Below are 21,240 nucleotides of genomic sequence, written 5' to 3' on the forward strand. Positions count from 1 at the left end.
CCCACAGAGGATTTCAACATGGCCGTGCAAAAAAAAATGTTCATTCCGGACATTCAGCCCGGAACCCGGATCGACGAGGTGTTCGTCCTGGTGGAGGCCCGGCAGGGCCAGGCCCGCAACGGCCCGTACTGGCAGGTGCGGTTGCAGGACGCCCGCGGGGCCGTGGATGGAAAGATCTGGAGCCCGGTCAGCCAGAATTATCCGGAACTGCCCGTGGGTGAAGTGGTCCGGGTCGCCGGAAGCGCGGACCTGTTCCGGGACCAGCTCCAACTCCGCATCGAACAACTGGAAGCCGTCACGGCCCCCCGGGACCAGATCGACTGGTCCCTGTTCCTGCCGCGCAGCGTCCGGGAGCCGGAGGAAATGCTCCTGGAGCTGGAGGAACTGTGCAAACGGGAGCTGCATCACGCCCCGTGGCGCAAATTCTGCCGCAAAATCCTCCAACACCCCGAAATCCGCTCCCGCCTCCTGCTCGCCCCGGGGGCCAAGTCCATGCACCACGCCTACATCGGCGGCCTGCTGGAGCATACCCTGTCGGTCTGCCGCCTGAGCCTGGCCATCAGTGACCAGTATCCCGAAGTGGACCGGGAAGTCCTGCTGGTGGGCGCGGTGTTCCACGACCTGGGCAAGGCCTGGGAACTGGATGCCGGAATCCAACGCGACTACACCGACCCCGGGCGGCTCCTGGGCCACATTCTGCTGGGCCTGGAAGTGCTCGAACCGTTCCTGGCAAAAAACGACGACCTCGCCCCGGGCCTGAAGCTGCACCTCAAACACCTGCTGGCCAGCCACCACGGAACCTACGAATACGGCTCCCCCAGCCTCCCCAAGACCTCCGAAGCCCTGATCCTGCACTACGCCGACAACCTGGACGCCAAGGTGAACATGACCTCCGTGCTGGTGCAGGCCCTGCCCGAGGAAACCACCTGGACCCCCTACCAACGCAGCATGGAACGCCAATTCTATCGCCCGGAACGCACCCCCAAACCGGAAACCAAACGCCCGGCAGCGGCAAACCGGACGGAACGCCCCGGCGTCCGCAGCTTTTTGCATGAATTGCAGCCAAAGTATGCGGATGTGAATGAAAATGGGGAGGGGTAATTTCTAGAGCTCCTTCGCTCGTAACCGCCCATAATATTTTGAGGCCATCTTCCTTTCAGCGCCGCGCCGCCGTTTGGCGCGACTGCTGGAGCGCACTATTATGCGCCATGTTCTTTAACTCGATTTCATGGGCCTCATACTCACCCAGATGGGCGCGCATCAGGCTTTTCCAGAGTTTTCCATGGTTTGGGATAGAGAAGTGGAGCAGCTCGTGGACGATGACGTAGTCCCACAACTCCTGCCTGAGTTCGAGCAGGTCCGTGCTGAAGTTGAGGTGTCCGTTGGTGGAGCAGGAGGCCCATTTATTCCGCATCGGGCGCATACCAAGCCATACCACGTCAACGTCCAGTTTTTTCGCCCAATGAAGGACTCGATCTTTAAACGCGCGTTTTTGATCCAGTGCCGCCGTCACTTTAAATCCTGTCCGCCTTTTCCAGCAGCCTGAAAAGCTGATTCACCAAGGCTGTCACCCGTTCCAGGTCGTCACTATTGGCCAGAACGGCGAAGGTCACTTTTTTGCGCAGCTCGCGCAGCGAGTTTTCGCTCTTCTTCCAGTTGGGAAATTCCACGAAGGCCTGCTTGATCGTGCGGCTCACGTCTTCAGCGTTGTTGATCTCCGCATCAAGCAGCGTTCGATAGACAAAGTAGGTCAAGCCATCAAAACCCTTCTTTGCCTGCTCCTTTTTTCGCGCCTCATTCGCTTCCACTTCCCGTAATAACGCGTCCAGCGCATCAGCCGTGCTGGTCTGACGATCCTCAAAACTCTCCTGTACCGCTTGCGCCCGCTGGGCCATGGCGATGAGATACGGGTCGTCGCTCTCCTCCTCGGCCTTTTTTTCAATGCTCTTGACCAGGTTGATGATCTTGTTCCCGTCTCCGCCCTTGTTCTCGGCGATATACCTGACCGTGTCTTCGTTCAGTTCCAGGATTTCGTTGACGGGCAGGATGTAACCGGTCCCGACATGCTTTTGGACCAGCTCACGGGTCTTTTTCTGGAAATCCCGATCAACCTGGATCCGCTTGGCGTAGGCCTTTCTCACGACGTCGTAGATCGCCGCGAGCGTGCCGTAATCATCGATGAAGGGCCGCAGGAAGGCATCCGGGGAGATGATCTCGTAGAGCATCTCGATCTCCTTGAATTCCTTGAAGAACGCCTTGCGCCGTTCCGGGTCGCGAAAATGCTCGATCAGGGCGTCGACATCCTTGTCGTCAAAATTCCGCTCGATCAGCGCCAGGTATCCCGGAGCCCGCTGGTCCATCTTGTTCTGGAAAAGCACCTTGAGGAGCTTCAGGTCCTTGACGATGGCGTTGATCTCTTCGCTGTCAAAGGCCAGGGCCTTCTCCAGCTTGTCGAAGATGCCGACGAAATCGAGCACAAAGCCGTGTGGCTTGACCATCTCGGCTAGCTCGTTTTCGTAGGGACGGTTCACCCGGGCGATGGCCTGCAGCAAGGTGTGGTCGCGCATCGGCTTGTCGAGATACATCGCGTAGAGCACCGGCGCGTCGAAGCCGGTGAGCAGCTTCTCGGTGACGATCAGGATCTTCGGCTGCTGCTCGAGCTTGCCGAAGCTCTTGCGGATCTGCCGCTCTTTTTTCGCTTCGAGGTGGAATTCCTTGAGCAGCGCGGAGTCGTTGTTGCTGCCGGTGTAGACCACCTCGGAATATTCGGCCGGCAAAAACCGGTCCAGGGCATGTTTATAAAGGGCGCAGGCCTCGCGATCGACGCCCACCAGAAAGGCCTTGTATCCCAGCGGCTCGACATTCTCGCGGTAGTGCTGCGCGACAAATTGCGCCACCTTTTGAATGCGGTCCGTGCCCTTGAGAAAATTCTTCAGGTTCACCGCCCGTTCGAGGATCTTGTTCAGCTCCGCGATATCCGCCACACCCTCGGCTTCGGCCAGGGAGAGGAACTCCTTGTCCAGGGTTTCGTGCGGCACCAGCATCTCGCTTTCGGCCAGGCTGTAGTAGAGCGGCAAGGTGGTGCCGTCGCCGATGCTGTCGGCAATGGAGTACTTGTGCAGATAGCCCTTGTCGTCCTCGCAGCCGAAGGTCTTGAAGGTGCCGCGTCCGTAGGCGGTCTTGTCCACCGGGGTGCCGGTAAAGCCGATATAGCCGGCATTCGGCAGCCCGGCCATCAGGAAGTTGCCCAGATCGCCGCCCGTGGTGCGGTGCGCCTCATCGATCAGCACGTAGATATTCGAGCGGGTATTGATATTCGCCGGCATGTCGCGGAACTTGTGGATCATCGTCACGATGATCCCCCGGTAGTCGTCGCAGAGCAGCTTGTTCAGCCGCGCGATGCTGCCGGCATGTTCCAGATTGCTTAAGCCCAGGGCGGCCAGGTTCTTGAGCATCTGATCTTCCAGCTCGTTGCGGTCGATCATCAGCAGAATCGTCGGCTTGTCCGCCTCGGGGGCGCGGAAGAGCCGCTCCGCCGCCTTGATCATGGTGAAGGTCTTGCCGCTGCCCTGGGTGTGCCAGATCAGGCCGCGGGTGCGAACGGGATCGAGAGCGCGGCTGACGGTGGCCTCCACCGCGCCGGTCTGGTGCTGGCGCAGGATGTATTTGTTCAGCTCCTCGTCCTTCTCGGCAAAGACGATGTAGTCCTTCAGGAAGGCGAGCACCTGCCCGATGGCGCAGAAGCTCTTCACCTTGGCCTCCAGCTTGCCGATCTCCTCATTCTTCCAGTTGAAGATATTCCGGCGCACCGTGTTCCAAGTGACCCCGTAGGAAAAGCCGATGGCGTCGGTGGCGGTAAAGACTTGCTGGGACACGAACAGCTCGGGCGTTTCGCGGTGGTAGCGGCGGATCTGGTCCACCCCCAGGGCAATCGCCTCGTCTTTATTGGCGTTCTTGCACTCGATCATCAGCACCGGTATGCCGTTGATCAGAAAGACCACATCCTCCCGCGTGCCGTAGTGGCCGTTGTGAAAGGCCCACTCCTCGGTGACTTCATAAACATTCCGGCGAGCCGCCGGTGGCCTCTCCGGATCATCATAATCGATCAGGACCAGATCGCGCTCGCGCTTCTCCTCGTGATCGAAAAATTTGCCCCGGTTGCGCAGATGCTCGACGAATTCCCGGTTGCCGAAAATGTCGGCGTGGAGATGGCGAAACCGACCGAGCAACGCGCCCTCGGCCTCGGCATAACGCGGGTTGAACTCCCGCACCTTGGCGTCGAGCAGGTCGTCGAAGAAGAGCGAGCGGTTCTTGGAGCGATCGGCTGGCGGCACGTCAGGGTCGAATCCGCGCCGCCGTTCGGCTTCCTCGTGGGACACGAATGTCCATCCGATGGCCTCGGCGTAGGTGAGGATGCGGGCTTGGACGGTTTTGTGTTCGGAGGGTGTGGGCATTTTAGTGGTCACTCATCCGGTTTTGTATTCCTTCCCAGCTGCTTCATAATCCGGTCGAAGTCGCTTTCAAACAGCCGGTCCTGCACGATGCGGTATCTTTCAAACTCGCACTCGGCGTGGGCCTTGGCGATCTCCGCCGTCACTTTTCCCGCGTCCTGCAAAATTTCACGGTCGGTCGCCTCAATGAAGCGGTTCAGTCGGGTTTCCCAATCCTGCATGGTCATGGGGATCTTACGCAGCGCCATAGCTTCCGCAACATCCAGATAGGCCGAAACCAGCCGTACCAGTTGCGCCATTTCATATTCGTTCAGGTAGTTCTTGGCCACGCCGACGTCGAATTTCTGGATTTTCCCTCGCGGGGCGTCCTTCCAAGTGGTCAGGCCCATGTTCTCTTTTTCGGCATTGGCCCGGTGGAAAATAACCTCAGCTGCCGTCTGGCCGTGGATTGCCCAGTGCAGCTTGTTCTGTACAGTCGAGAAAAATCGCTTGGTGGCCTGGGCCGTCACGTCATAGTCGATGGAGGTCGCGTAGATGTCGGTGATTTTCTGGTAAAACTTTCGTTCGGAGAGGCGAATCTCTCGAATGCGCTGTAACTGCTCTTCAAAGTATTGATTGGTGAGGATGGAGCCGCCACTTTTCAGGCGCTCGTCATCCATCGTGTAGCCCTTGATGGTGAACTCCTCGATAATGGTGGTCGCCCATTTGCGGAACTGCACGGCACGTTCGGAGTTGACCTTGTAGCCGACGGCGATGATGGCGGCGAGGTTGTAGTGCTTGGTGTTGTAACTTTTGCCGTCGGCGGCAGTTATTCGAAAATTTCGAATAACTGCATTTTCCTGCAACTCATTGTCGGCAAAGATTTTTTTCAGGTGGTAGTTGATGGTGTGGGTTTCCACATCATAGAGTACCCCCATCATCTTCTGGGTCAGCCAGATGTTCTCATCGGCGTAAACCACCTCCACACCGCCCGTACCGCTTGCCGCGACAAAGGTCAGATATTCCGCCGCCGAGGAACGGACGAGGGATTTCTCATTCTTTCCGGATACCTTCGGATACTTGCCCTTACTCATCATTGGACACCTTTTTTTTGCACGCGAAGGCGCGAAATATCAATAAATCAGGCACCAACCTGCCCCCCTCAGAGTTCTGGCTTTTATGACAAATCCATTTGTGACTCATTTTTCAAAAAAATGAGCCGCAAATTAAGCGGAACGATCCTCCATCATCTCAACATTCCGTAATGGAAAGCTGGGCATGAGCCAAATTATATGTCGCTAAAGCATGTTTAGCGACATATTGGAGTTTTATTTGTCGCCAATATCGGATAGGCGCAGATTTATTTTGTGTTCTCCGGGTTGTTGGCATGGCTACCTACTCGAAATCGGGATTTTAAGATCGATATCATGAACGCGGGTCTTCGCGGTCATCAGTTCGTGAAGGAGGGTGCGGAAGAGGTCTTGGAGTTGCGTGCGCTTCTCTTCGTGAAGCTCTTTCTTCCTCTCAAGACTCTGAATTGCCGACGCGATCTCATTCTGGGTCATTAAATCTGGCAGAGGAATTTTGAATGCCGCGACTTCATGGCCCATTAAGGTTGCAGTTCCGTGTCCGGAGCGCCCCACTTTCTTAAACAGGTTTTCTCGGAACGCTTCCAGTGCGTAGAGAAGGAAGTCGGAGCGAAGCTTCGTTCCGGGGACGATGGCCTTCATATCCTGATTAATTGCCATCGGGACTTCGGCGAGAGCGACGGGTACAGTCTTCGCCAAAATCATTCCGCGAACGACAACAAAGACTGAACCTGCTGGGGCGAGCTTGCTGCCTTTTTCAAGTGCTTCCTGGGAGATATGATCCGTAACGTCATTAAGTCGAGGGCGCTTCATGTCCTTCGGCGACACCCAAGGAATTGTTCCCTGCCAGAATTCTGCAATCTTCTTCGACGGAGTTCCTCCGCTCTGGAATCGACAGACTTCCGAGAGCGGCACCACCTCCCAACTCTCCGGCACCGGACCGATTTCGGTTTTTTTTTGGGGTTCGTTGCGGAGGCCTTCGGTGAAGAGTTTGTGCATGAGGGCCTTTTTCAGCTCGGTGGTGGCCTGAATGATCCGCTCCTGCGCTACGATCGCCCGCTGCACCGTCGAAAGGATGTGCGCGATCTTTTTTTGTTCGGGGAGTGGGGGGAGCGGGAACCAAGATGCTGTTACGTCTGAGTCACGGACTGCGGGATAACTCGCGCCACGTTCCAATCCCGCCATCCGCGCATTGAAGTGATCGGTGATCAGAAACGAATATAGGAAACCCGGTTCTGCCTTCGCTTTATCGCACCGCAAAACGCAATATCCGGTACTCGCAATCGCACCGTCGAGTTCCGGAGGCACCAACGCGATTCGCTTGAGAGTTGGGCGAACTGTCGCAAACAGAACATCGTCAGTTTCGATCGCTTTTCTCGCTCGGCTTGGTGCTTCCGATCCGAGTGTGGGAGCCGCACCGGTAATTTTGAAAGACGTGTTGGAGACAGCTGAAACATCGACGTATTGAAAAACTTTGTCGGGTTTCTTCCGCGGATCACGCTGCTTCGCTTTTACGACGACATTTCCAATGAACGATTCCGTCCATGTCGCAGGAAGTGGATATGGATTGCCGTCCATCACGCCCCCCCTCCCTTCCGTTTGGATTCTTTGGCTTCAGTTGTCAGAGATATCCAGACAACTGCAGTGTCATCATCCGCCTTTGGCTGGGCACTCAGTGCGTGCACAATCTGAGGATCGGGAAATACATCGGCAAAGCGGATCATGTTGAAGAGGTTCCGCCGCCCAAAACCTCGTCCAAACTCCCTCGTCAATTGTGCACTCAGTGCGTGCACAATCTCTTTTCCGTATTCAGCACGCTGACTTCCAAGAACTTCCGTCTGAATTCGCTTGCCGATACGCCAGTAAAGCAACGTCATTTCCGCATTGACCGTCCGTGCGATGCCCTCGCGGATTTGCTCGATCATAGAGCGCACGTCGGCCACGAGTCCGGCGTCGCTCTGGATGACTTGCCCGATTTTATGTCCGCTGCTCACGATGCCGCTCATTCGCGTCCCCCGTTCTTTGCCAAAAGCTCCAGCACGGCCCGTCCCTTTTCCATGAGTCGGTATTTCTGGAGGCGACTGGTGGGTTTGTCGGGGATGGTTCGTTCGATCCAGGCGACGGTAAGCAGAGGCTCGAGATAGGCCTTTCGGAAGTGCTCCCGGTCCTTGATGCCAACGGCTTCCTGAAGCTCCTCGCGAGAGCGTGGAACGTCGACGAGGGCACCGAGTAGCGCCCTGACTTGCGGAGTGACTTGCTGGGTATCTTGCTGGGTATCTTGCTGGGTATCTTGCTGGGTATCTTGCTGGGTATCTTGCGGGGTATCTTGCGGGGTGACTTGCGGGGTGACTTGGTCCCGACCTGGTGCCGACTGAGTCCCTGACTCAGACTTTTTCCTCCGGATCGTCAGCACAAAAAAACCGCCATCAATCCGGATTTCCGGTTCAGCAAGGCCGGCCTTTTTGCATCGCCGGATCATGTCACGGATACCGGTTCCCATCCTTTCGATGCCCTCGTCCGGGATGAAGTTGTTTCGGCTGGAATCGCCCTTGTCGAAGACCTGGCTAGCCGTTCGCGTTCGCGCTCTTATACTTTTGAATTCAAAGGGATTAGCGGCACTGCGGATCATGTCGATCTGACGATTCAAGATTTTCATCTGACGATTCCTGACGATTCGGACCGGCCATAAATGTTACGAGCAAGCCGAAATCGGGCGATTAGGGGCGAAAAATCGGGCGATTATCGGCCGATTATGGTTTGTCTGCTTGAGGGACATATCGGGTAGATCGGCCTTGGCCTTGTTTTTCGAGAAGATTGAGTTGAGATAGGGCTTCTTGTCGGGTCTGAGGCCTGCGGGATATTTCTCGAAAAGCTTGGGAACCGTGTAGCGGAGCAGGAATGGGTCAGAGGTCAGCAGTATTCGTAGTTGCATGCGTTCCTCTTCCAGCTCCTTTTGAGCGGAGCTGATGAAGACGCGAAGCTTTAGGTTGGCTGCTGGATCCGTGCTCATTTATTCAATCCCCAGTTTCTCCAGAATCTCCCGCAAAGCCTTGTCGGTCTCCTTTGCCTCGGCTTCGATGACCTTGAGTTCCGCGACGATCTCGGCGATGGGCCGGTAGGTTTCGGCATCCGAGGTGTGGATGTAGCGGCTGGGGGAGATGTTGTAGTCGTTCTTTTTCAACTCGGCGTGATCGACGATGCGGCTGAGTTTTTCCTCTTCCATCCACCCGATGAGGGTGTCGGCGATGCGCTGGATGCCCTCATCCGGGATGAAGTTCTTGGGGTCGCCTTTTTCGAAGACCTGGGATGCGTTGACCAGCAGGACCTTGCCCCGGCGCTCCTTGGGCTTGGCCTTGTTCAGGAACAGGATAATGCCCGGGGCGGTGGTGTTGTAGAAGAGGTTTTCCGGCAGGTAGAGGACGCTCTCGATGAGGTCGTGGTCGACGAACCATTGGCGGACGGTCTTTTCCTTGTTGGTGCCGGCATTGCCCGATCCGCGGGATGCCGCGCCGGTGTCCAGGACCACGGCGGCGCGGCCTTTTTCATTCAGGCTGGCGTGCATGTGCTGGACCCAGCCCCAGTCGGCGGAGGATTTGCCGGGGAAGCCGGCCCCCGCCGGGAAGCGGTCGAGTTCGTCGTTGTCGTAGTCGGCCTCGGTGAACCAGTCCTGGTTCCACATGGGATTGGCCACGACGCGGTCGAAGGTGCGCAGTCTGCCCTGCTTGTTGCGGAATTTGGGGTTCTTGAAGGTGTCGCCGATCTCGATCTCGCCTTCCATGTCGTGGATGATCATGTTCATGTTGGCCATGGCCCAGGTGTCGGCGGTGTATTCCTGGCCGTAGAGCTTGAGCGGGGCAACGGTGCGCTTCCTGCCCTTGGCCGCCTCTTCCATGGCGATTTCGCACTTGATGAGCAGGCCGCCGGAACCGCAGGCGGGATCGTAGATCTCCATGCCGGGTTCCGGCTGAAGCACCTTGGACATGATGACGCCGACTTCCGGGGGGGTGTAGAACTCTCCGGCGCTCTGGCCGCCGCCCTCGGCGAACTTGCGGATCAGGTATTCGTAGCTCTTGCCGATGATGTCGGCCTCGACGTCCTCGAGTCCGAGGCGTTTGGTGCTGATCGCTTCGATCAGGTTGGAGAGCCGGTCGTCGTCGATATCCCGCTGGCCGTGGGTGGTGGCGTTGAAGTCGACGCGGTCGATGATGCCCTGCAAGCGAGGGTTTTCCTTGGCGATGGCCCGCATGTGGGTGGTGACGCCTTCGCCGATCCTGTCGGAGAGTTTGCGGATGATCGACCAGACCGGTTCTTCCGGGTCTTCCGGCAGCAGGGGGAGATAGAAGCGCACCAGCTTGTGATCGGCCTTGACCAGCTGGAAGGCCTTTTTGCGCGAACCGACCTCCGCCGCGATGCGATTGACCTCGTCATCGAAGACATCGCACAGCCGCTTGGTAAAGATCAACGGCAGAATGAAATCCTTATACTTCGGTGCATCCTTGGCGCCACGGATAGAGCAGGCCGCCTCCCAGATCCAGGATTCGAGGGATTTGCCTCTACTGTTATTGTTTGTCATTAGGCGGATAGCTAACCGATCCCGGATGATCAGTCCACATGCATCGTGATGGCCGAAGAATGGCCGCGACGGCAAGCAGTAGCCGGTCAAGACTGTTTCCGCTATTGCGGCTCTGGTGAGAGAGACCGAGAGCGGTCATGGGGCGTTCTGGCGGGCAGGAGGAATGAACGAAGCACGATTTCGAGTCCTGAAAGGACGACGTTTTTGTCAATTTCAACAGATTGCTGGAGAGTCATGGAACTGTCACGAATAGAATTGCTGGTGGCGGAGGAGAATGAGGATCGGTTCGCCGGTTTTTTGGCACAGCGGGTGTCCTGGGGGTGGGAGGTGGATCTATCCGAGCCGGGGTGGGTTCGGTTCGTGATCCATTTTGAAGCTAGGGACCGAGCTGAGTCTTTGCCACGGGATGCGGATCAGGCCCAGGACTTTCCGCGGAATTTGGCAGGTGAGCTGCTACGGGACGTCCGGCGGGAGTGGCCGGAGGTGGTCTGTTCCGAGTCCACGTATGAGGACAAGGATTGGGGTGAATCCTGGAAAGAATTCTTCAGCCCCGTGCGCGTTGACGACACCTTCCTGGTGCTGCCGCCCTGGCTGAAGTCCGAGGGCGAGGTCTCCGGACTGATTCCCCTGCTCATCGAGCCGAAAATGGCCTTTGGCACCGGGCATCACGCCACCACGGCCCTTTGCCTGAAGGCCGTGGCCATGTTGTGGAGGGAAGGGGCCGTTTCCGCGAATACCGGGTTTCTGGATCTGGGAACCGGCTCCGGCATTCTGGCCCTGGCCTGCGCCAAGCTCGGAATGACCGGTCTGGCCCTGGACATCGATCCCGTGGCCGTGGCCAACGCTCAGGAAAACATGGCCTTGAACGAGATTTACCAGGGGCTGGCCATCCAGAAAGGCGGGCTGGAGATACTCGATCCGGACCGGCGTTTCGGACTGATTCTGGCCAATATCCTGGCCGGTCCGTTGGTGCGTATGGCGCTGACCCTGGCTCGACGCCTGGAGTCCGGGGCATGCATGGTCCTGTCCGGAATTTTGGAGGAGCAGGCCGAGCGGGTGGAAAACGCCTATCGCGACCAGGGGCTGCCCGCTCCACGAAGGCTGACGGACGGTGAGTGGGTCGCGCTGATCTGGGCATGAACGGCAAGGGCCTCACGTCGTCTCCGAAGTGAGGCCCTTTTGGCGTGGGGGGCTTTGCGCACCCCATCACGATTTTTTCGTTGGTCCGCTATCCGACCCGCTTCAGTTCCTCCACGAGGCTGCCCAGTTCACCCAAGCCCGCGTTCAGGTCCTCGATGGCCCTGGATGTTGCCTGCATGGCTTCGGCGTTTTCCGTGGAAATGCGGTCGATTTCCTCCACTGACCGGGTGATCTCCTCGCTGGCCGCGGACTGCTGTTCCGCTGCGGTGGCGATGGAGCGGACCTGGTCCGAGGTGGCTTCGGCTAGGTTGACGATTTCACGCAGCTCCTTGCCGGATTTAGAGGCCAACTGAGTGGCACCTTTGACCGACTCCACGGTCTGGTCCACGCTGGCCGCATTGTCCCGGACCTCCACCTGGATGGCGGAGATGTAGTCGCCGACCTCCTTGGTGGCGGTCATGGTCTTCTCCGCCAGCTTGCGGACTTCGTCGGCCACCACTGCGAAGCCGCGTCCGGCGTCTCCGGCCCGGGCCGCCTCGATGGCCGCGTTTAGGGCCAACAAGTTGGTCTGGTCCGCGATGTCGTCGATGACGGTCATGATCCGACCGATGCCCTCGGCCTTTTCTCCCAGGCTGGCGATTTTCTTTTTCAGATCCAGGGCGTTGCGTTGCACGTCGGCAATGGCCTTGACCGCGTTTTGAACGATCTCCGCGCCGGACTGGGCCTTGATCTTGGCCTGGTCCGAACCTTCGGCCGCATGGGAGGCGTTTTTGGCCACTTCCAGAACCGTGGCGTTCATCTCTTCCGTGGACGTGGCTGTTTCCCCCGTGCGCATCTTCTGCTGCTCGGAGCCTTGCCTCGCGGCGTCCACCTGACTGGACATCTCCTGGGCCGAAGCGGCGATCCGGGCTACTACCTGGTCGATGCGCTCCGCGGCCTGAAGCATGCCGTCCCGGCGAGCCCGTTCGGCTTCCTTGCGGGCATCTTCGGCGTCCTGGGTGCAGATGTTGGCCCGTTCCACGGCTTCGGCCGCTTCCTTGGTCTTTTGCTCAGCCTCGAAAATTTTATTCCGCAGGTTGCCGACCATGGTATTCATGGCAATGCCCAGTTCTTCCATTTCGTCACGGGAGGCGAGGTTGACGCGGGTTTCCAGATCGCCGGCACCGACTTTTTGGGCAAAGCCGAGCAGTTGCTTCATGGGCTTGAGAATCGCGGCCCACACCGTGGCCTGGCCCACCACGGCGAAGACCAGAAGAATGACCCCGATCAAGCCGAGCAGCAACCAGGTGATGTGGCGGATCAGTTCCTGCTCTTTGGAGATGTCCAGAACGTAAACCATCACCCCGATTTGTCGTCCGCCGTAATCTTCCAGCGGGAAAGCCGTCAGGGAGAAGTTGTCATGGATGGCCACGGAGAGTTGTGATTTGGCATGGGCGAGCAGGGCAGGGGTGATCAGGCTGTTCACCGCTGGATCGTCGGCCCCGGAGACCTGAACGAACTGATTTCCGATTAAGGGATGCTTTTCCGCGTCTTGCAGGCGCTGGGCGATGCGCAACAAATCCGAATTCATGAACAGAAGCAGGTGTTGTCCTTCCCCAGCGGCCGCGGTCCGCAGGATTGGTTCGAACTCCACCAACATCTCCACGCTGCCCAGGTGTTCGCCCCGGGTGGAGGTCAGGGGCAGGACGCTGCGGATGTCGAAGCCCCCGACGCCGACCTCAAGTCCCTGCACCATGCGCCGTTCCCGGTTGGCTTCCATGACGGTTTGGCGAAAGCCGGAGATATCGTCGGAAATGTCGATTAACTGGCCGTCGCGACGAAAGTTCCTGTCCATCCAGAGCCGGACCAGGCTGCGTCCGTTGGGCAGGTGAAAGTGCAGTTTCAGCCGGTCATCCATCACAGCCTCGTAACCTTGCAGGGTGTGGAGCAACTCGGTGCGCAACATCTGGCGGGCCTCCTGGAGCATGGGGTCGGCCTCGTCATCAATATTTCCGGAAAGGGCGATCTGATAGGCCCGTTGGACCGCCTGCAACCGGGTGAAGAGCGCCGTTAATTCCTGCGCTTTCATGCTCGCCATATCCATGGCCGCCTCAATCTCAGCCACCTTGCCCAGGCCGATCTGGGTGACGAACTCGTTGCTCAGACGTTTCAGATTGGAGTCCGTCACGAAATACATCACCGCGCCCAGCATGAGCAGGGCGATGAACAAGGGGATGAAAACTTTTTCTCGAAGCTTGATGCGCACGGAAAAAACCTCCCATTTTGGCGGGGATTGTGGGAATGATTAAAGTTCCAACGGCGACGACCGCCGTCTGAGGATTCAGGTTCTCGTTAAAGCCAAAAACCGACTCAGCTGCAATGATTTGATTGAATTTGCTGAAATATTAAGTTTTGCGGCTCTTAAGCTCATTATTTTCATAAGACTATGTGAGGCTATGCCAAGAATACAAAATGAGGTCAAGCAATCGCCAGTCTTGTCCATATTTTCACGAAGATCACTGCGTTGCCGAAGATCACATGGAGGGATGGGAACTTGCTGAGTCGCTTAAAAATAGGAGCGACCTCTTTTGTTTTCTTGAAACTTCGTCTAAGTCCTCCTTCATCCCATGGTAGTGGGTCCGTTAACCATTTTATTCAGGAGGCGAGAGATGACTTTACGGCGAGTGAGTTTTCTTTTTTCGGTAATGATTTTTGGATGTTTGTTTGTTTTGGGAGGGCAGGGCGAGTACTCCCGGGCCGATGCGTCCAATACCATAACCCTTGGGTTCGTCATTCCCCTGACCGGAGACATCCCCAAGGTCGGTGAATCCTCCCGCTATGCCGCCGAAATGCTTCGCGAGGAGATCATGGCCCAGGGCGGTCTGGAGATCGGGGGCGTCAAGCATGAGTTGCGGTTCATTTACGAGGACAACGAGTCCAAGCCGGAATCCGCGGTCATGACCATGCTCAAGCTGATCGACCGGGACCGCGTTCTGGCCATTGTCGGCCCGCAGTCCAGCAAGCAGGCCGTGCCGGCAGGGCAGGTTGCCAACGACAACCGCACCCCGATGATTTCTCCCTGGTCCACAAACCCTGATGCGACATTGAACCGTCCCTGGGTCTTCCGGGCGGCATTCCTGGATCCGTTTCAGGCTCCCGTGGCCGTGGATTTTGCCATGAAGCAGTTCAATGCCGACAAGGCAGCCGTGCTTTTTGCTCTGGCGAATGATTACAGCAAAGGGCTGGCCGAATTCTTTCGGGATGATTTTGAATCGAAAAATGGCAAAGGCTCCGTTGTGGCCTTTGAATCCTACGGCGATCGGGACCAGGACTTCAGCGCCCAGTTGACCAAGATCCTCGCGGCCCAGCCGGATTTCATCTTCCTGCCCAACAACTACAACGAAGTGGCCCTGATTGTACGCCAGGCCAGCGACCTGGGCTGGACCGGCCCTTTCATGGGGGCTGATGCCTGGGGTTCCGCCGAACTGATGACCCTGTGCGGCGACCTGTGCAAGGGGCACTATTTCTCCACCCACTACGCCGCTGCCGGGGCCACCGGGGCCACCAAGGATTTCATCGAGAAGTACCAAGCCAAGTACGGCTACACTCCGGACGACGTGGCCGCCCTGACCTGGGATGCGACACGCCTGGTCCTCGAGGCAATCCAGTCCACCGGTGGTTTATCCGGGAATCTGCGCAACGACAGAGCCGCCATCCGCGACGCCATGGCCGCTATCGAAGAGTTCGACGGCATCACCGGTTCAATGCGCTTTGACGATGAAGGCGATCCGATCAAATGCGCCGTGGTCGTTAAAATTAACGACGCAGGTGAGTTTGAATTCACCGAGTCTGTTTGTCCGTAACCTGACCTGAAGAATTGCTGGCCCGGGACGGACGCTCAAGTTTCGACCCGGGCCAGCTTCAAACCTCTTCCTTCCGAGGCATTCCCGTGGAATCACTGTTTCAGAACATCATGAACGCCTTGCAGTGGGGTAGCTTTTACTCCCTGATCGCCCTGGGCTATTGCCTGGTCTACGGGGTGCTCCGGCTGATCAACTTCGCCCATGGCGACATCTTCATGGTCGGCGCGTTCATCGCCTACTTCACGGCCACTTTTTTGATGGGCATGTACACGGATTTTTCCTTCGGCCTTTCCAATCCCATGGTGCTGGTCCTGACCATCCCCATCACCATGATTCTCACGGCCGGGGTGGGCGTGACCATCGAGCGGGTGGCTTACCGTCCGCTGCGCAACAAGGGGGCTCACCGGCTTTACGTGGTGATCACTGCCCTGATGTGCGGCCTGATTCTCCAACACGCCAACCTGGCCGTGCTGGGCGCCAGCCGGCGCAGCTTTCCGGACCTGGTGGAGCGCAGCGTGTATACCATCGGCGGGGTCACTTTCACCAATCTGCGCGTGGCCACGATTCTTGCCGCGTTTTTGGTCTTCGCCATGCTCTACACCATCATTTCCAAAACGCGGATTGGAATGGCCATGCGGGCCATCTCCTACGACCGCTTCGCCATTCCGCTGATGGGCATTCCCGTGGCCACCATCGTGGTGATCACCTTTGTTCTCGGCTCATCCCTGGCCGGACTGGCCGGGCTGCTCTATTCCATGTCCTATCCGGTTCTGGAGCCGTACATGGGAGCGATGATCGGCTGGAAGGCCTTTATCGCCGCGGTTGTCGGCGGGATCGGGGACATCCGAGGCGCCTTCGTGGGAGGCTTTCTGCTCGGCTTTCTGGAAATCATGGTCGTGGCCTTTTTCCCGTCCACCTTCCGGGATCTCATCGCCTTCAGCATCCTGCTGCTGATCCTGTCCATCAAACCTACGGGCATCTTCGGCATGGCCCAGACGACGAAGATTTAGAGAGGTTCAACGGTTCAAGGGTTCAACTGTTCACGGTTGTTTCAATCTGAACTGAACTTGGCCTCTTGTGCTTTTTCTGATCAACCGCTGAACCGCGAACCCCTGAACCCTCAATTCTGCACAGGCGGACCGAATCCATGCAGCGTTTTACCGTCCCCATATTGCTGGCCGCGCTTTTCGCCGGACTGATCGGCATGAGCCAGGGCGGCATGATCGACCTTTACATCCAGTCCGTGATCATGTTCATGGGCATCAACATCATCCTTTCCTCCAGCCTGAACATCGTTAACGGGTACATGGGTGAATTCTCCTGCGGGCACGCCGGTTTCATGGCCGTGGGAGCCTACGTTTCCTCCCTGCTTTCGGTCTGGCTGCTGACCGACGACAGGGTTTTCGGGCCCGCGGTGCTGTCCCCGGAGTTTGCCCTGGTCATCTTTCCCCTGTGCCTGTTGGGCGGGGCCGTGGCCGCCGCCCTGGCCGGACTGCTGGTGGCCATCCCTTCGTTCAAGACACGGGACGACTACCTGGCCATTATCACCATCGCTTCCCTGTACATCATCAAGAGCACCATCGAGAACATCAGCGCCATCGGCGGCCCCAGGGGATTCATGGGCATGCGCTCCACGGTGGTGTTCATGGAGGACGTGATCGAGTTGCCCTGGATGATGATCTGGATTTTCATCTGCACCGTCTTCACCATCTGGATCATCCGGCGCTTCGTCTCCTCCACCTACGGCAAGGGAATCATCGCCATCCGCCAGGACGAGGTGGCCGCGGAGATCATGAGCGTGAACACCAACAAGATGAAAGTGGTGGCGTTCATGCTTTCCTCCGGTCTGGCCGGTCTGGCCGGGGGCTTGTTCGCCCATGTCCTGGGCTACGTGAACCCCGGGGCCTTCGGCATCCTGAAGACCACGGAAATCATGGTCATGGTCTACCTGGGCGGCATGGGCTCCCTGACCGGATCAGTGCTTTCCGCGGTGTTGTTCACCCTGCTGATGGAAGCCATGCGGCCCTTGCAGATCATCAAATGGGTGATCGTGCCCCTGATGCTGATCATTTTAATGCACTTCCGGCCCGAGGGGATCATGGGCAACCGGGAGCTGTCAGATATTTTTCCACGCCTGCGCCGCTGGATTCAGTTCAAGTAGGGTGGGAGGAGAGCGATACATGGCCTTGCTGGAAATACAATCAATGACCCAGATTTTTGGCGGCTTGTGCGCCTTGTCCGACTTCAACCTGCGTTTTGACGGCGGCGAGCTGAATGGCCTGATCGGCCCCAACGGCGCGGGGAAGACCACGGTCTTCAACCTGGTCAGCGGCTTCTACAAGCCCAGCCAGGGAAAAATCCTGTTCAAAGGCACGGACACCAGGCGTTTGAAGCCGCACAAGATCACGGCCCTGGGCGTGGCCCGGACCTTTCAGAACATTCGGCTCTGGCACGACATGACCGTGCTGGACAATATCCGATTGGCCCGGCACCAAACCTTGGGCTACAACCTGGTGGACGCCCTGGCCCGGACCCGTCGCTATCAACGAGCCGAGGCGGATATCGAGCACAGCGCCCATGAAATTCTTGAAGCTCTCAAACTGGACCGCTACGCCCTGGAGCGACCCAGAAACCTGCCTTATGGATTGCAGCGACGGGTGGAGATCGCTCGGGCTCTGGCGGTCAAGCCGTCCCTGCTGCTTTTGGATGAACCGGCGGCAGGGTTGAACTCCACGGACATCGAAGGCCTGATTGAACTGATCCGCTGGATTCACAAGGAGTTCAAGCTGACCATCTGGATGATCGAGCACCAGATGGACGTGGTCATGAGTCTGTGCACCTGGATCAAGGTGATCGACTTCGGCGCGACCATCGCCGAAGGCACGCCCGACCAGATCCAGAACAACCCTGACGTGATCAAAGCCTATCTGGGAGATGGAACGCTGTGATGCTTTCAGTGGAAAACCTCAAGGTCAAGTACGGCAACATTCAGGCCCTGCACGGGATCAGCTTTCATGTGGACCAGGGCGAGGTGGTCACCCTGATCGGGGCCAACGGCGCGGGCAAATCCACCACCCTGATGTCCATCGCCCGCCTCACCCCGCCGGAGGCCCCCCGAGTCACGGAAGGTGACATCAGTTTTCAAGGGCAAAGCCTCTTGAAGACCCAGGCCCACGACGTGGTGGCCAACCTGAAGATCGCCTTATGCCCGGAAGGGCGGCACATTTTCGGCAATCTGACGGTCATGGAAAACCTGCAACTGGCCACGTATTCCCGGAAGCCCGGCGAGAATCTGGAGCAGGAGTACCAACAGATTTTCAACCTGTTCCCCCGGTTGCATGAACGCCGCCACCAGCGCAGCGAATCCCTGAGCGGCGGCGAACAGCAGATGCTGGCCGTGAGTCGGGCCCTGATGACCGGCTGCAAGTTTTTGATGTTGGACGAGCCGTCCATGGGCTTGGCTCCACTGTTGATGTACGACATGTTCCGGGCCTTGAAGCGCTTGAACCAGAACGGCATGACCATCCTCCTGGTGGAGCAGAACGCCCGCCTGGCCCTCCAGTTCGCCCACCGGGCCTACGTTCTTGACACCGGCGAAATTCGCATCTCCGGTCCCTGCTCGGAACTCATGGACCACCCGGAGATCAAAAAGGCCTATCTCGGCGGATGACCTCTTATCCTTGACAAGCAGCCAATACTGAGTTCGCCTGACTTCTGACTCTCCCCATGCCTACCCCCTATCCCGACCTCCGCCAAACCTCCCCTGACCTCGCCCCCCGAACCGTGCCCTGCCTCAGCCTTATCGGAATGGCCGGGGCCGGGAAGAGCACCTTGGGCCGAGCCCTGGCCGAAGATATGGGTTGGGCCTTGGTGGACACGGATCGGTTGATGGAAGCGCACTGGGGCGCTCCCTTGCAGGCATTGCTGGACCGATTCGGTTTGGAAGGTTTCCTGCGGGCCGAGGAAGACGTGGTGGCGAAGCTCTGGCTGTGGCGGACCGTGGTGGCCACCGGGGGGAGCGTGGTTTATGGACCGAGGGCTGTAAGGCGCTTGCGGGAACTGGGGCCCGTGGTTTATCTGCGGGTCGGCGTGGACACGATCCGTGATCGGGTCCGGGACGCTCGAGGCCGGGGCTTGGCCAGGAAGCCGGACCAAACCCTGGAACAGCTCTATGACGAACGCGAACCACTGTACCGGGCAGCAGCGGACCTGACCCTGGACATGGACGACTGCTCCATTCACAATGCTTTGGAGCGGCTTCGTCCGTGGCTTGCGGACCAACTAAACAATCTTCAGAGACGAACATGAAGCAAAAACGAGGAACAATCATTTTGGGCGCACCGAGCCTTGGAAGCGTGATCATATCCTGGCTTCCGGTGGTGTTATCCGTGATCGCTGCCCTGGCCTTGAGCCTGGAATATTGGCTGATGGAGACCGGACGAGGTGGGCTGTGTCCCACTGCCGGATGCGCGGTGGTCGGGACTTTCGTCAAATTCGGCGAAAAGGTCTTTATTGGTCTGGGAGTGATCTTTTTCTGGCTTTTGGCCGGCGCGTTATTTCTGGCCCGGCAATGGGACAAGAGTTGGCTTTGGCTGCTCATCGCCATCATCTTGACCGCCGGCTTGGCGTTCGACGGTGGAATTCTTGGCTTCCAGCGTTTCGGGATACAGGAAGCATGCGTCCTCTGTTACGCTGTGGGCGTGGCCCTGCTGCTGATTCTGCTGGCCTTCGGCGCGGCCCGGAAGTCCCTGGCCGCGGTGGTCATGGGATTGGCCGTCTGGACCGCGGCCTTCGCTTCCCAGGCCATGTTCCTGTTCCCCGAGCGCACCCCGGACCTGCGGGAGACAGTCCTGGTCACCCACCGCGCGGACACCTCCACGTATCCCCAGCTCTACTATTTTTTCAGTCTGCACTGCCCCTTCTGCACCCATGTCCTGGCCAGCCTGGCCACGCATCCCCCGGTCAGCGGCGAATGGAACCTCGTGCCCCTGGACACACAGCCCGAGGACCAGCGCAAGCTCACCGCCCTTCTGGACCTGCCGGAAACCGCCGGCAATCCGTTTCAAGCCATTCTCCTGGTGGAGCAATCGGCCGCTCCGGACATCGCCATTCAGCCCCAGGTCACCGAGGCCGCGCGCAAGGGCGGGACGTTCCTGCGCAACAGCGGCTTCCGCGGCGTCCCCCTGCTGATCATCCAAGAAACTCCCACCAAACGCGTCGTCCTCCAGGGCCGCGATCCCATCCTGAACTACCTGCTCGAAAAACGGATTGTTCCGTTTCGGCTGTTTTTCTGACGGCCGCGCTGCAACACGGTTCGGCGCTTATGGGGCATGGCACATGAGAGCATGCTCGCGAGCCTGAAATAACTCTTTTATCACCTTGCCGTCACGATTAGACAACAAGGGGTTTGTGTCCGCCGACGCCAGTTCACGTGCTTTTTACGCAGCCCTTCCTGCGTTTGTTGGAATTTGGATGACAAAAAAGCCTGTCGGTTATTCGACAGGCTTTTTCAATTGAGAATTGTACTTTTTGGTTTCTACACGAGTATCAGTCGTCTTCGTGGCAATATACGCATGTTGAGCATGCTGGTATTCGACGAGTTAGCGTGCATTACGAACATATCGTATAAAATGATATTTATAAACCATTTCGTAGCGCATACTGCCATTGCTGAAATCCACGACCCATGCAGAAGCAGTTTTATATGGCGCAGATGACCAATAACCTTCATTTCTTACAACCATCATGGATTTACAAGATGAATTGTAAAGATTGATTAATTCTCCTTTGCTTGGTAGTCGCCAGTCAGAATGACCACCAATTTTAATATCATCAGTATGCATTGCACGAGTCCATTCACCAGCAGATAGACCTTGTTGCCACATAAGCCCTATATTGTTGTCCGTTACGGTCCCATCTCCGTTGTCCACGCACTGCTCGGCAAAAGATGTGGAAGAGATAAACAGCATTACCAGAAAGAAAGTAAGTGCCACTGTCACTGTTCCAAAAATCTTCCTGTACATTGTTTTCATAACAATTCCTTTTTATTGGTTAATGGATTTTTGTACACTATTTGAGTATTCCAAAATATCCGAAATAAAAAAATGTTCTCAACAACTCACTACCTTCGTTCTATATTTTTCTCAGATCTTCTCCCTCCTTATTCG

19 protein-coding genes are annotated in these 21,240 nt (G+C 57.5%); 9 read left to right on the plus strand and 10 right to left on the minus strand.

The annotated features are described in order from the left end of the window. Window positions 1-18 precede the first annotated feature (18 nt). Complete coding sequence (locus C6366_RS02905; RefSeq protein WP_107735841.1) at window positions 19-1,101, plus strand: 3'-5' exoribonuclease YhaM family protein; 1,083 nt, start codon at window positions 19-21, stop codon at window positions 1,099-1,101. A 55-nt stretch (window positions 1,102-1,156) separates the two neighbouring features. Here C6366_RS02905 and C6366_RS02910 read toward each other — a convergent pair whose 3' ends face one another. From C6366_RS02910 to C6366_RS02945, 8 genes are all read right to left on the minus strand, one after another. Continuing rightward, the gene (locus tag C6366_RS02910; protein WP_199221406.1) at window positions 1,157-1,513 is read right to left on the minus strand and encodes a M48 family metallopeptidase; all 357 of its coding nucleotides are present in this window, start codon (window positions 1,511-1,513) and stop codon (window positions 1,157-1,159) included. A 1-nt stretch (window position 1,514) separates the two neighbouring features. Then, window positions 1,515-4,454, minus strand: a complete 2,940-nt coding sequence (locus C6366_RS02915; RefSeq protein WP_107735842.1) for a type I restriction endonuclease subunit R — start codon at window positions 4,452-4,454, stop codon at window positions 1,515-1,517. 8 nt (window positions 4,455-4,462) lie between these two features. Further along, complete coding sequence (locus tag C6366_RS02920) at window positions 4,463-5,527, minus strand: virulence RhuM family protein (RefSeq protein WP_233248368.1); 1,065 nt, start codon at window positions 5,525-5,527, stop codon at window positions 4,463-4,465. Between the two features lie 294 nt (window positions 5,528-5,821). Next, entirely contained in the window at window positions 5,822-7,096 is a 1,275-nt protein-coding gene (locus C6366_RS02925) for a restriction endonuclease subunit S (protein WP_107735844.1), read from the minus strand. After that, window positions 7,096-7,524: a DUF1016 N-terminal domain-containing protein gene (locus C6366_RS02930; RefSeq protein WP_107735845.1), complete on the minus strand. Its 429-nt coding sequence runs from the start codon at window positions 7,522-7,524 to the stop codon at window positions 7,096-7,098. The genes C6366_RS02925 and C6366_RS02930 overlap by 1 nt, the downstream gene beginning before the upstream one ends. Beyond that, entirely contained in the window at window positions 7,521-8,174 is a 654-nt protein-coding gene (locus tag C6366_RS20205) for a Fic family protein (RefSeq protein WP_107735846.1), read from the minus strand. Before C6366_RS20205 ends, C6366_RS02930 begins: the two co-directional genes overlap by 4 nt. Before the next feature lie 36 nt (window positions 8,175-8,210). Next, a complete protein-coding gene (locus C6366_RS02940) occupies window positions 8,211-8,528 on the minus strand; it encodes a hypothetical protein (protein WP_107735847.1) in 318 nt (105 codons plus the stop codon). Next, complete coding sequence (locus C6366_RS02945) at window positions 8,529-10,181, minus strand: class I SAM-dependent DNA methyltransferase (RefSeq protein ID WP_199221407.1); 1,653 nt, start codon at window positions 10,179-10,181, stop codon at window positions 8,529-8,531. 144 nt (window positions 10,182-10,325) lie between these two features. Here C6366_RS02945 and C6366_RS02950 point away from each other — a divergent pair, with 144 nt between their 5' ends. After that, window positions 10,326-11,231, plus strand: coding sequence for a 50S ribosomal protein L11 methyltransferase (locus C6366_RS02950; protein WP_158269614.1), 906 nt, complete (start codon window positions 10,326-10,328; stop codon window positions 11,229-11,231). 88 nt (window positions 11,232-11,319) lie between these two features. Here C6366_RS02950 and C6366_RS02955 read toward each other — a convergent pair whose 3' ends face one another. Continuing rightward, on the minus strand, window positions 11,320-13,476 hold the full coding sequence (locus C6366_RS02955; RefSeq protein ID WP_107735850.1) for a methyl-accepting chemotaxis protein: 2,157 nt from the start codon (window positions 13,474-13,476) through the stop codon (window positions 11,320-11,322). A 439-nt stretch (window positions 13,477-13,915) separates the two neighbouring features. Between C6366_RS02955 and C6366_RS02960 the strand changes: the two genes are divergently transcribed. From C6366_RS02960 to C6366_RS02990, 7 genes are all read left to right on the plus strand, one after another. Then, complete coding sequence (locus C6366_RS02960; RefSeq protein WP_107735874.1) at window positions 13,916-15,073, plus strand: ABC transporter substrate-binding protein; 1,158 nt, start codon at window positions 13,916-13,918, stop codon at window positions 15,071-15,073. A gap of 86 nt (window positions 15,074-15,159) precedes the next feature. Continuing rightward, window positions 15,160-16,083, plus strand: coding sequence for a branched-chain amino acid ABC transporter permease (locus C6366_RS02965; RefSeq protein ID WP_233248369.1), 924 nt, complete (start codon window positions 15,160-15,162; stop codon window positions 16,081-16,083). A gap of 137 nt (window positions 16,084-16,220) precedes the next feature. Further along, window positions 16,221-17,234, plus strand: a complete 1,014-nt coding sequence (locus C6366_RS02970) for a branched-chain amino acid ABC transporter permease (protein ID WP_107735851.1) — start codon at window positions 16,221-16,223, stop codon at window positions 17,232-17,234. 19 nt (window positions 17,235-17,253) lie between these two features. Continuing rightward, window positions 17,254-18,021 (plus strand): ABC transporter ATP-binding protein, encoded by a 768-nt coding sequence (locus C6366_RS02975; protein ID WP_107735852.1) that lies wholly within the window; start codon window positions 17,254-17,256, stop codon window positions 18,019-18,021. Next, complete coding sequence (locus C6366_RS02980; RefSeq protein ID WP_107735853.1) at window positions 18,018-18,743, plus strand: ABC transporter ATP-binding protein; 726 nt, start codon at window positions 18,018-18,020, stop codon at window positions 18,741-18,743. Before C6366_RS02975 ends, C6366_RS02980 begins: the two co-directional genes overlap by 4 nt. A 56-nt stretch (window positions 18,744-18,799) precedes the next feature. Further along, complete coding sequence (thrB, locus tag C6366_RS02985) at window positions 18,800-19,381, plus strand: homoserine kinase (RefSeq protein WP_107735854.1); 582 nt, start codon at window positions 18,800-18,802, stop codon at window positions 19,379-19,381. Beyond that, window positions 19,378-20,367, plus strand: coding sequence for a hypothetical protein (locus tag C6366_RS02990; protein ID WP_146164749.1), 990 nt, complete (start codon window positions 19,378-19,380; stop codon window positions 20,365-20,367). The genes thrB and C6366_RS02990 overlap by 4 nt, the downstream gene beginning before the upstream one ends. Before the next feature lie 306 nt (window positions 20,368-20,673). On the opposite strand, the gene C6366_RS02995 is transcribed toward C6366_RS02990, so the two are convergent. After that, window positions 20,674-21,105: a DUF1566 domain-containing protein gene (locus C6366_RS02995; protein WP_107735856.1), complete on the minus strand. Its 432-nt coding sequence runs from the start codon at window positions 21,103-21,105 to the stop codon at window positions 20,674-20,676. Window positions 21,106-21,240: the final 135 nt, after the last annotated feature.

This window comes from Desulfonatronum sp. SC1 (assembly GCF_003046795.1).
In the GTDB taxonomy this organism is placed as follows: domain Bacteria; phylum Desulfobacterota; class Desulfovibrionia; order Desulfovibrionales; family Desulfonatronaceae; genus Desulfonatronum.

Excerpts from the sequence above, each read along its gene's own strand:
- thrB (WP_107735854.1), top strand. The coding sequence starts at position 18,800 with ATGCCTACCCCCTATCCCGACCTCCGCCAAACCTCCCCTGACCTCGCC.
- C6366_RS02995 (WP_107735856.1), bottom strand. The coding sequence starts at position 21,105 with ATGAAAACAATGTACAGGAAGATTTTTGGAACAGTGACAGTGGCACTT.
- C6366_RS02970 (WP_107735851.1), top strand. The coding sequence starts at position 16,221 with ATGCAGCGTTTTACCGTCCCCATATTGCTGGCCGCGCTTTTCGCCGGA.
- C6366_RS20205 (WP_107735846.1), bottom strand. The coding sequence starts at position 8,174 with ATGAAAATCTTGAATCGTCAGATCGACATGATCCGCAGTGCCGCTAAT.
- C6366_RS02940 (WP_107735847.1), bottom strand. The coding sequence starts at position 8,528 with ATGAGCACGGATCCAGCAGCCAACCTAAAGCTTCGCGTCTTCATCAGC.
- C6366_RS02930 (WP_107735845.1), bottom strand. The coding sequence starts at position 7,524 with ATGAGCGGCATCGTGAGCAGCGGACATAAAATCGGGCAAGTCATCCAG.
- C6366_RS02960 (WP_107735874.1), top strand. The coding sequence starts at position 13,916 with ATGATTTTTGGATGTTTGTTTGTTTTGGGAGGGCAGGGCGAGTACTCC.
- C6366_RS02920 (WP_233248368.1), bottom strand. The coding sequence starts at position 5,527 with ATGATGAGTAAGGGCAAGTATCCGAAGGTATCCGGAAAGAATGAGAAA.
- C6366_RS02990 (WP_146164749.1), top strand. The coding sequence starts at position 19,378 with ATGAAGCAAAAACGAGGAACAATCATTTTGGGCGCACCGAGCCTTGGA.
- C6366_RS02950 (WP_158269614.1), top strand. The coding sequence starts at position 10,326 with ATGGAACTGTCACGAATAGAATTGCTGGTGGCGGAGGAGAATGAGGAT.
- C6366_RS02915 (WP_107735842.1), bottom strand. The coding sequence starts at position 4,454 with ATGCCCACACCCTCCGAACACAAAACCGTCCAAGCCCGCATCCTCACC.
- C6366_RS02925 (WP_107735844.1), bottom strand. The coding sequence starts at position 7,096 with ATGGACGGCAATCCATATCCACTTCCTGCGACATGGACGGAATCGTTC.
- C6366_RS02975 (WP_107735852.1), top strand. The coding sequence starts at position 17,254 with ATGGCCTTGCTGGAAATACAATCAATGACCCAGATTTTTGGCGGCTTG.
- C6366_RS02905 (WP_107735841.1), top strand. The coding sequence starts at position 19 with ATGGCCGTGCAAAAAAAAATGTTCATTCCGGACATTCAGCCCGGAACC.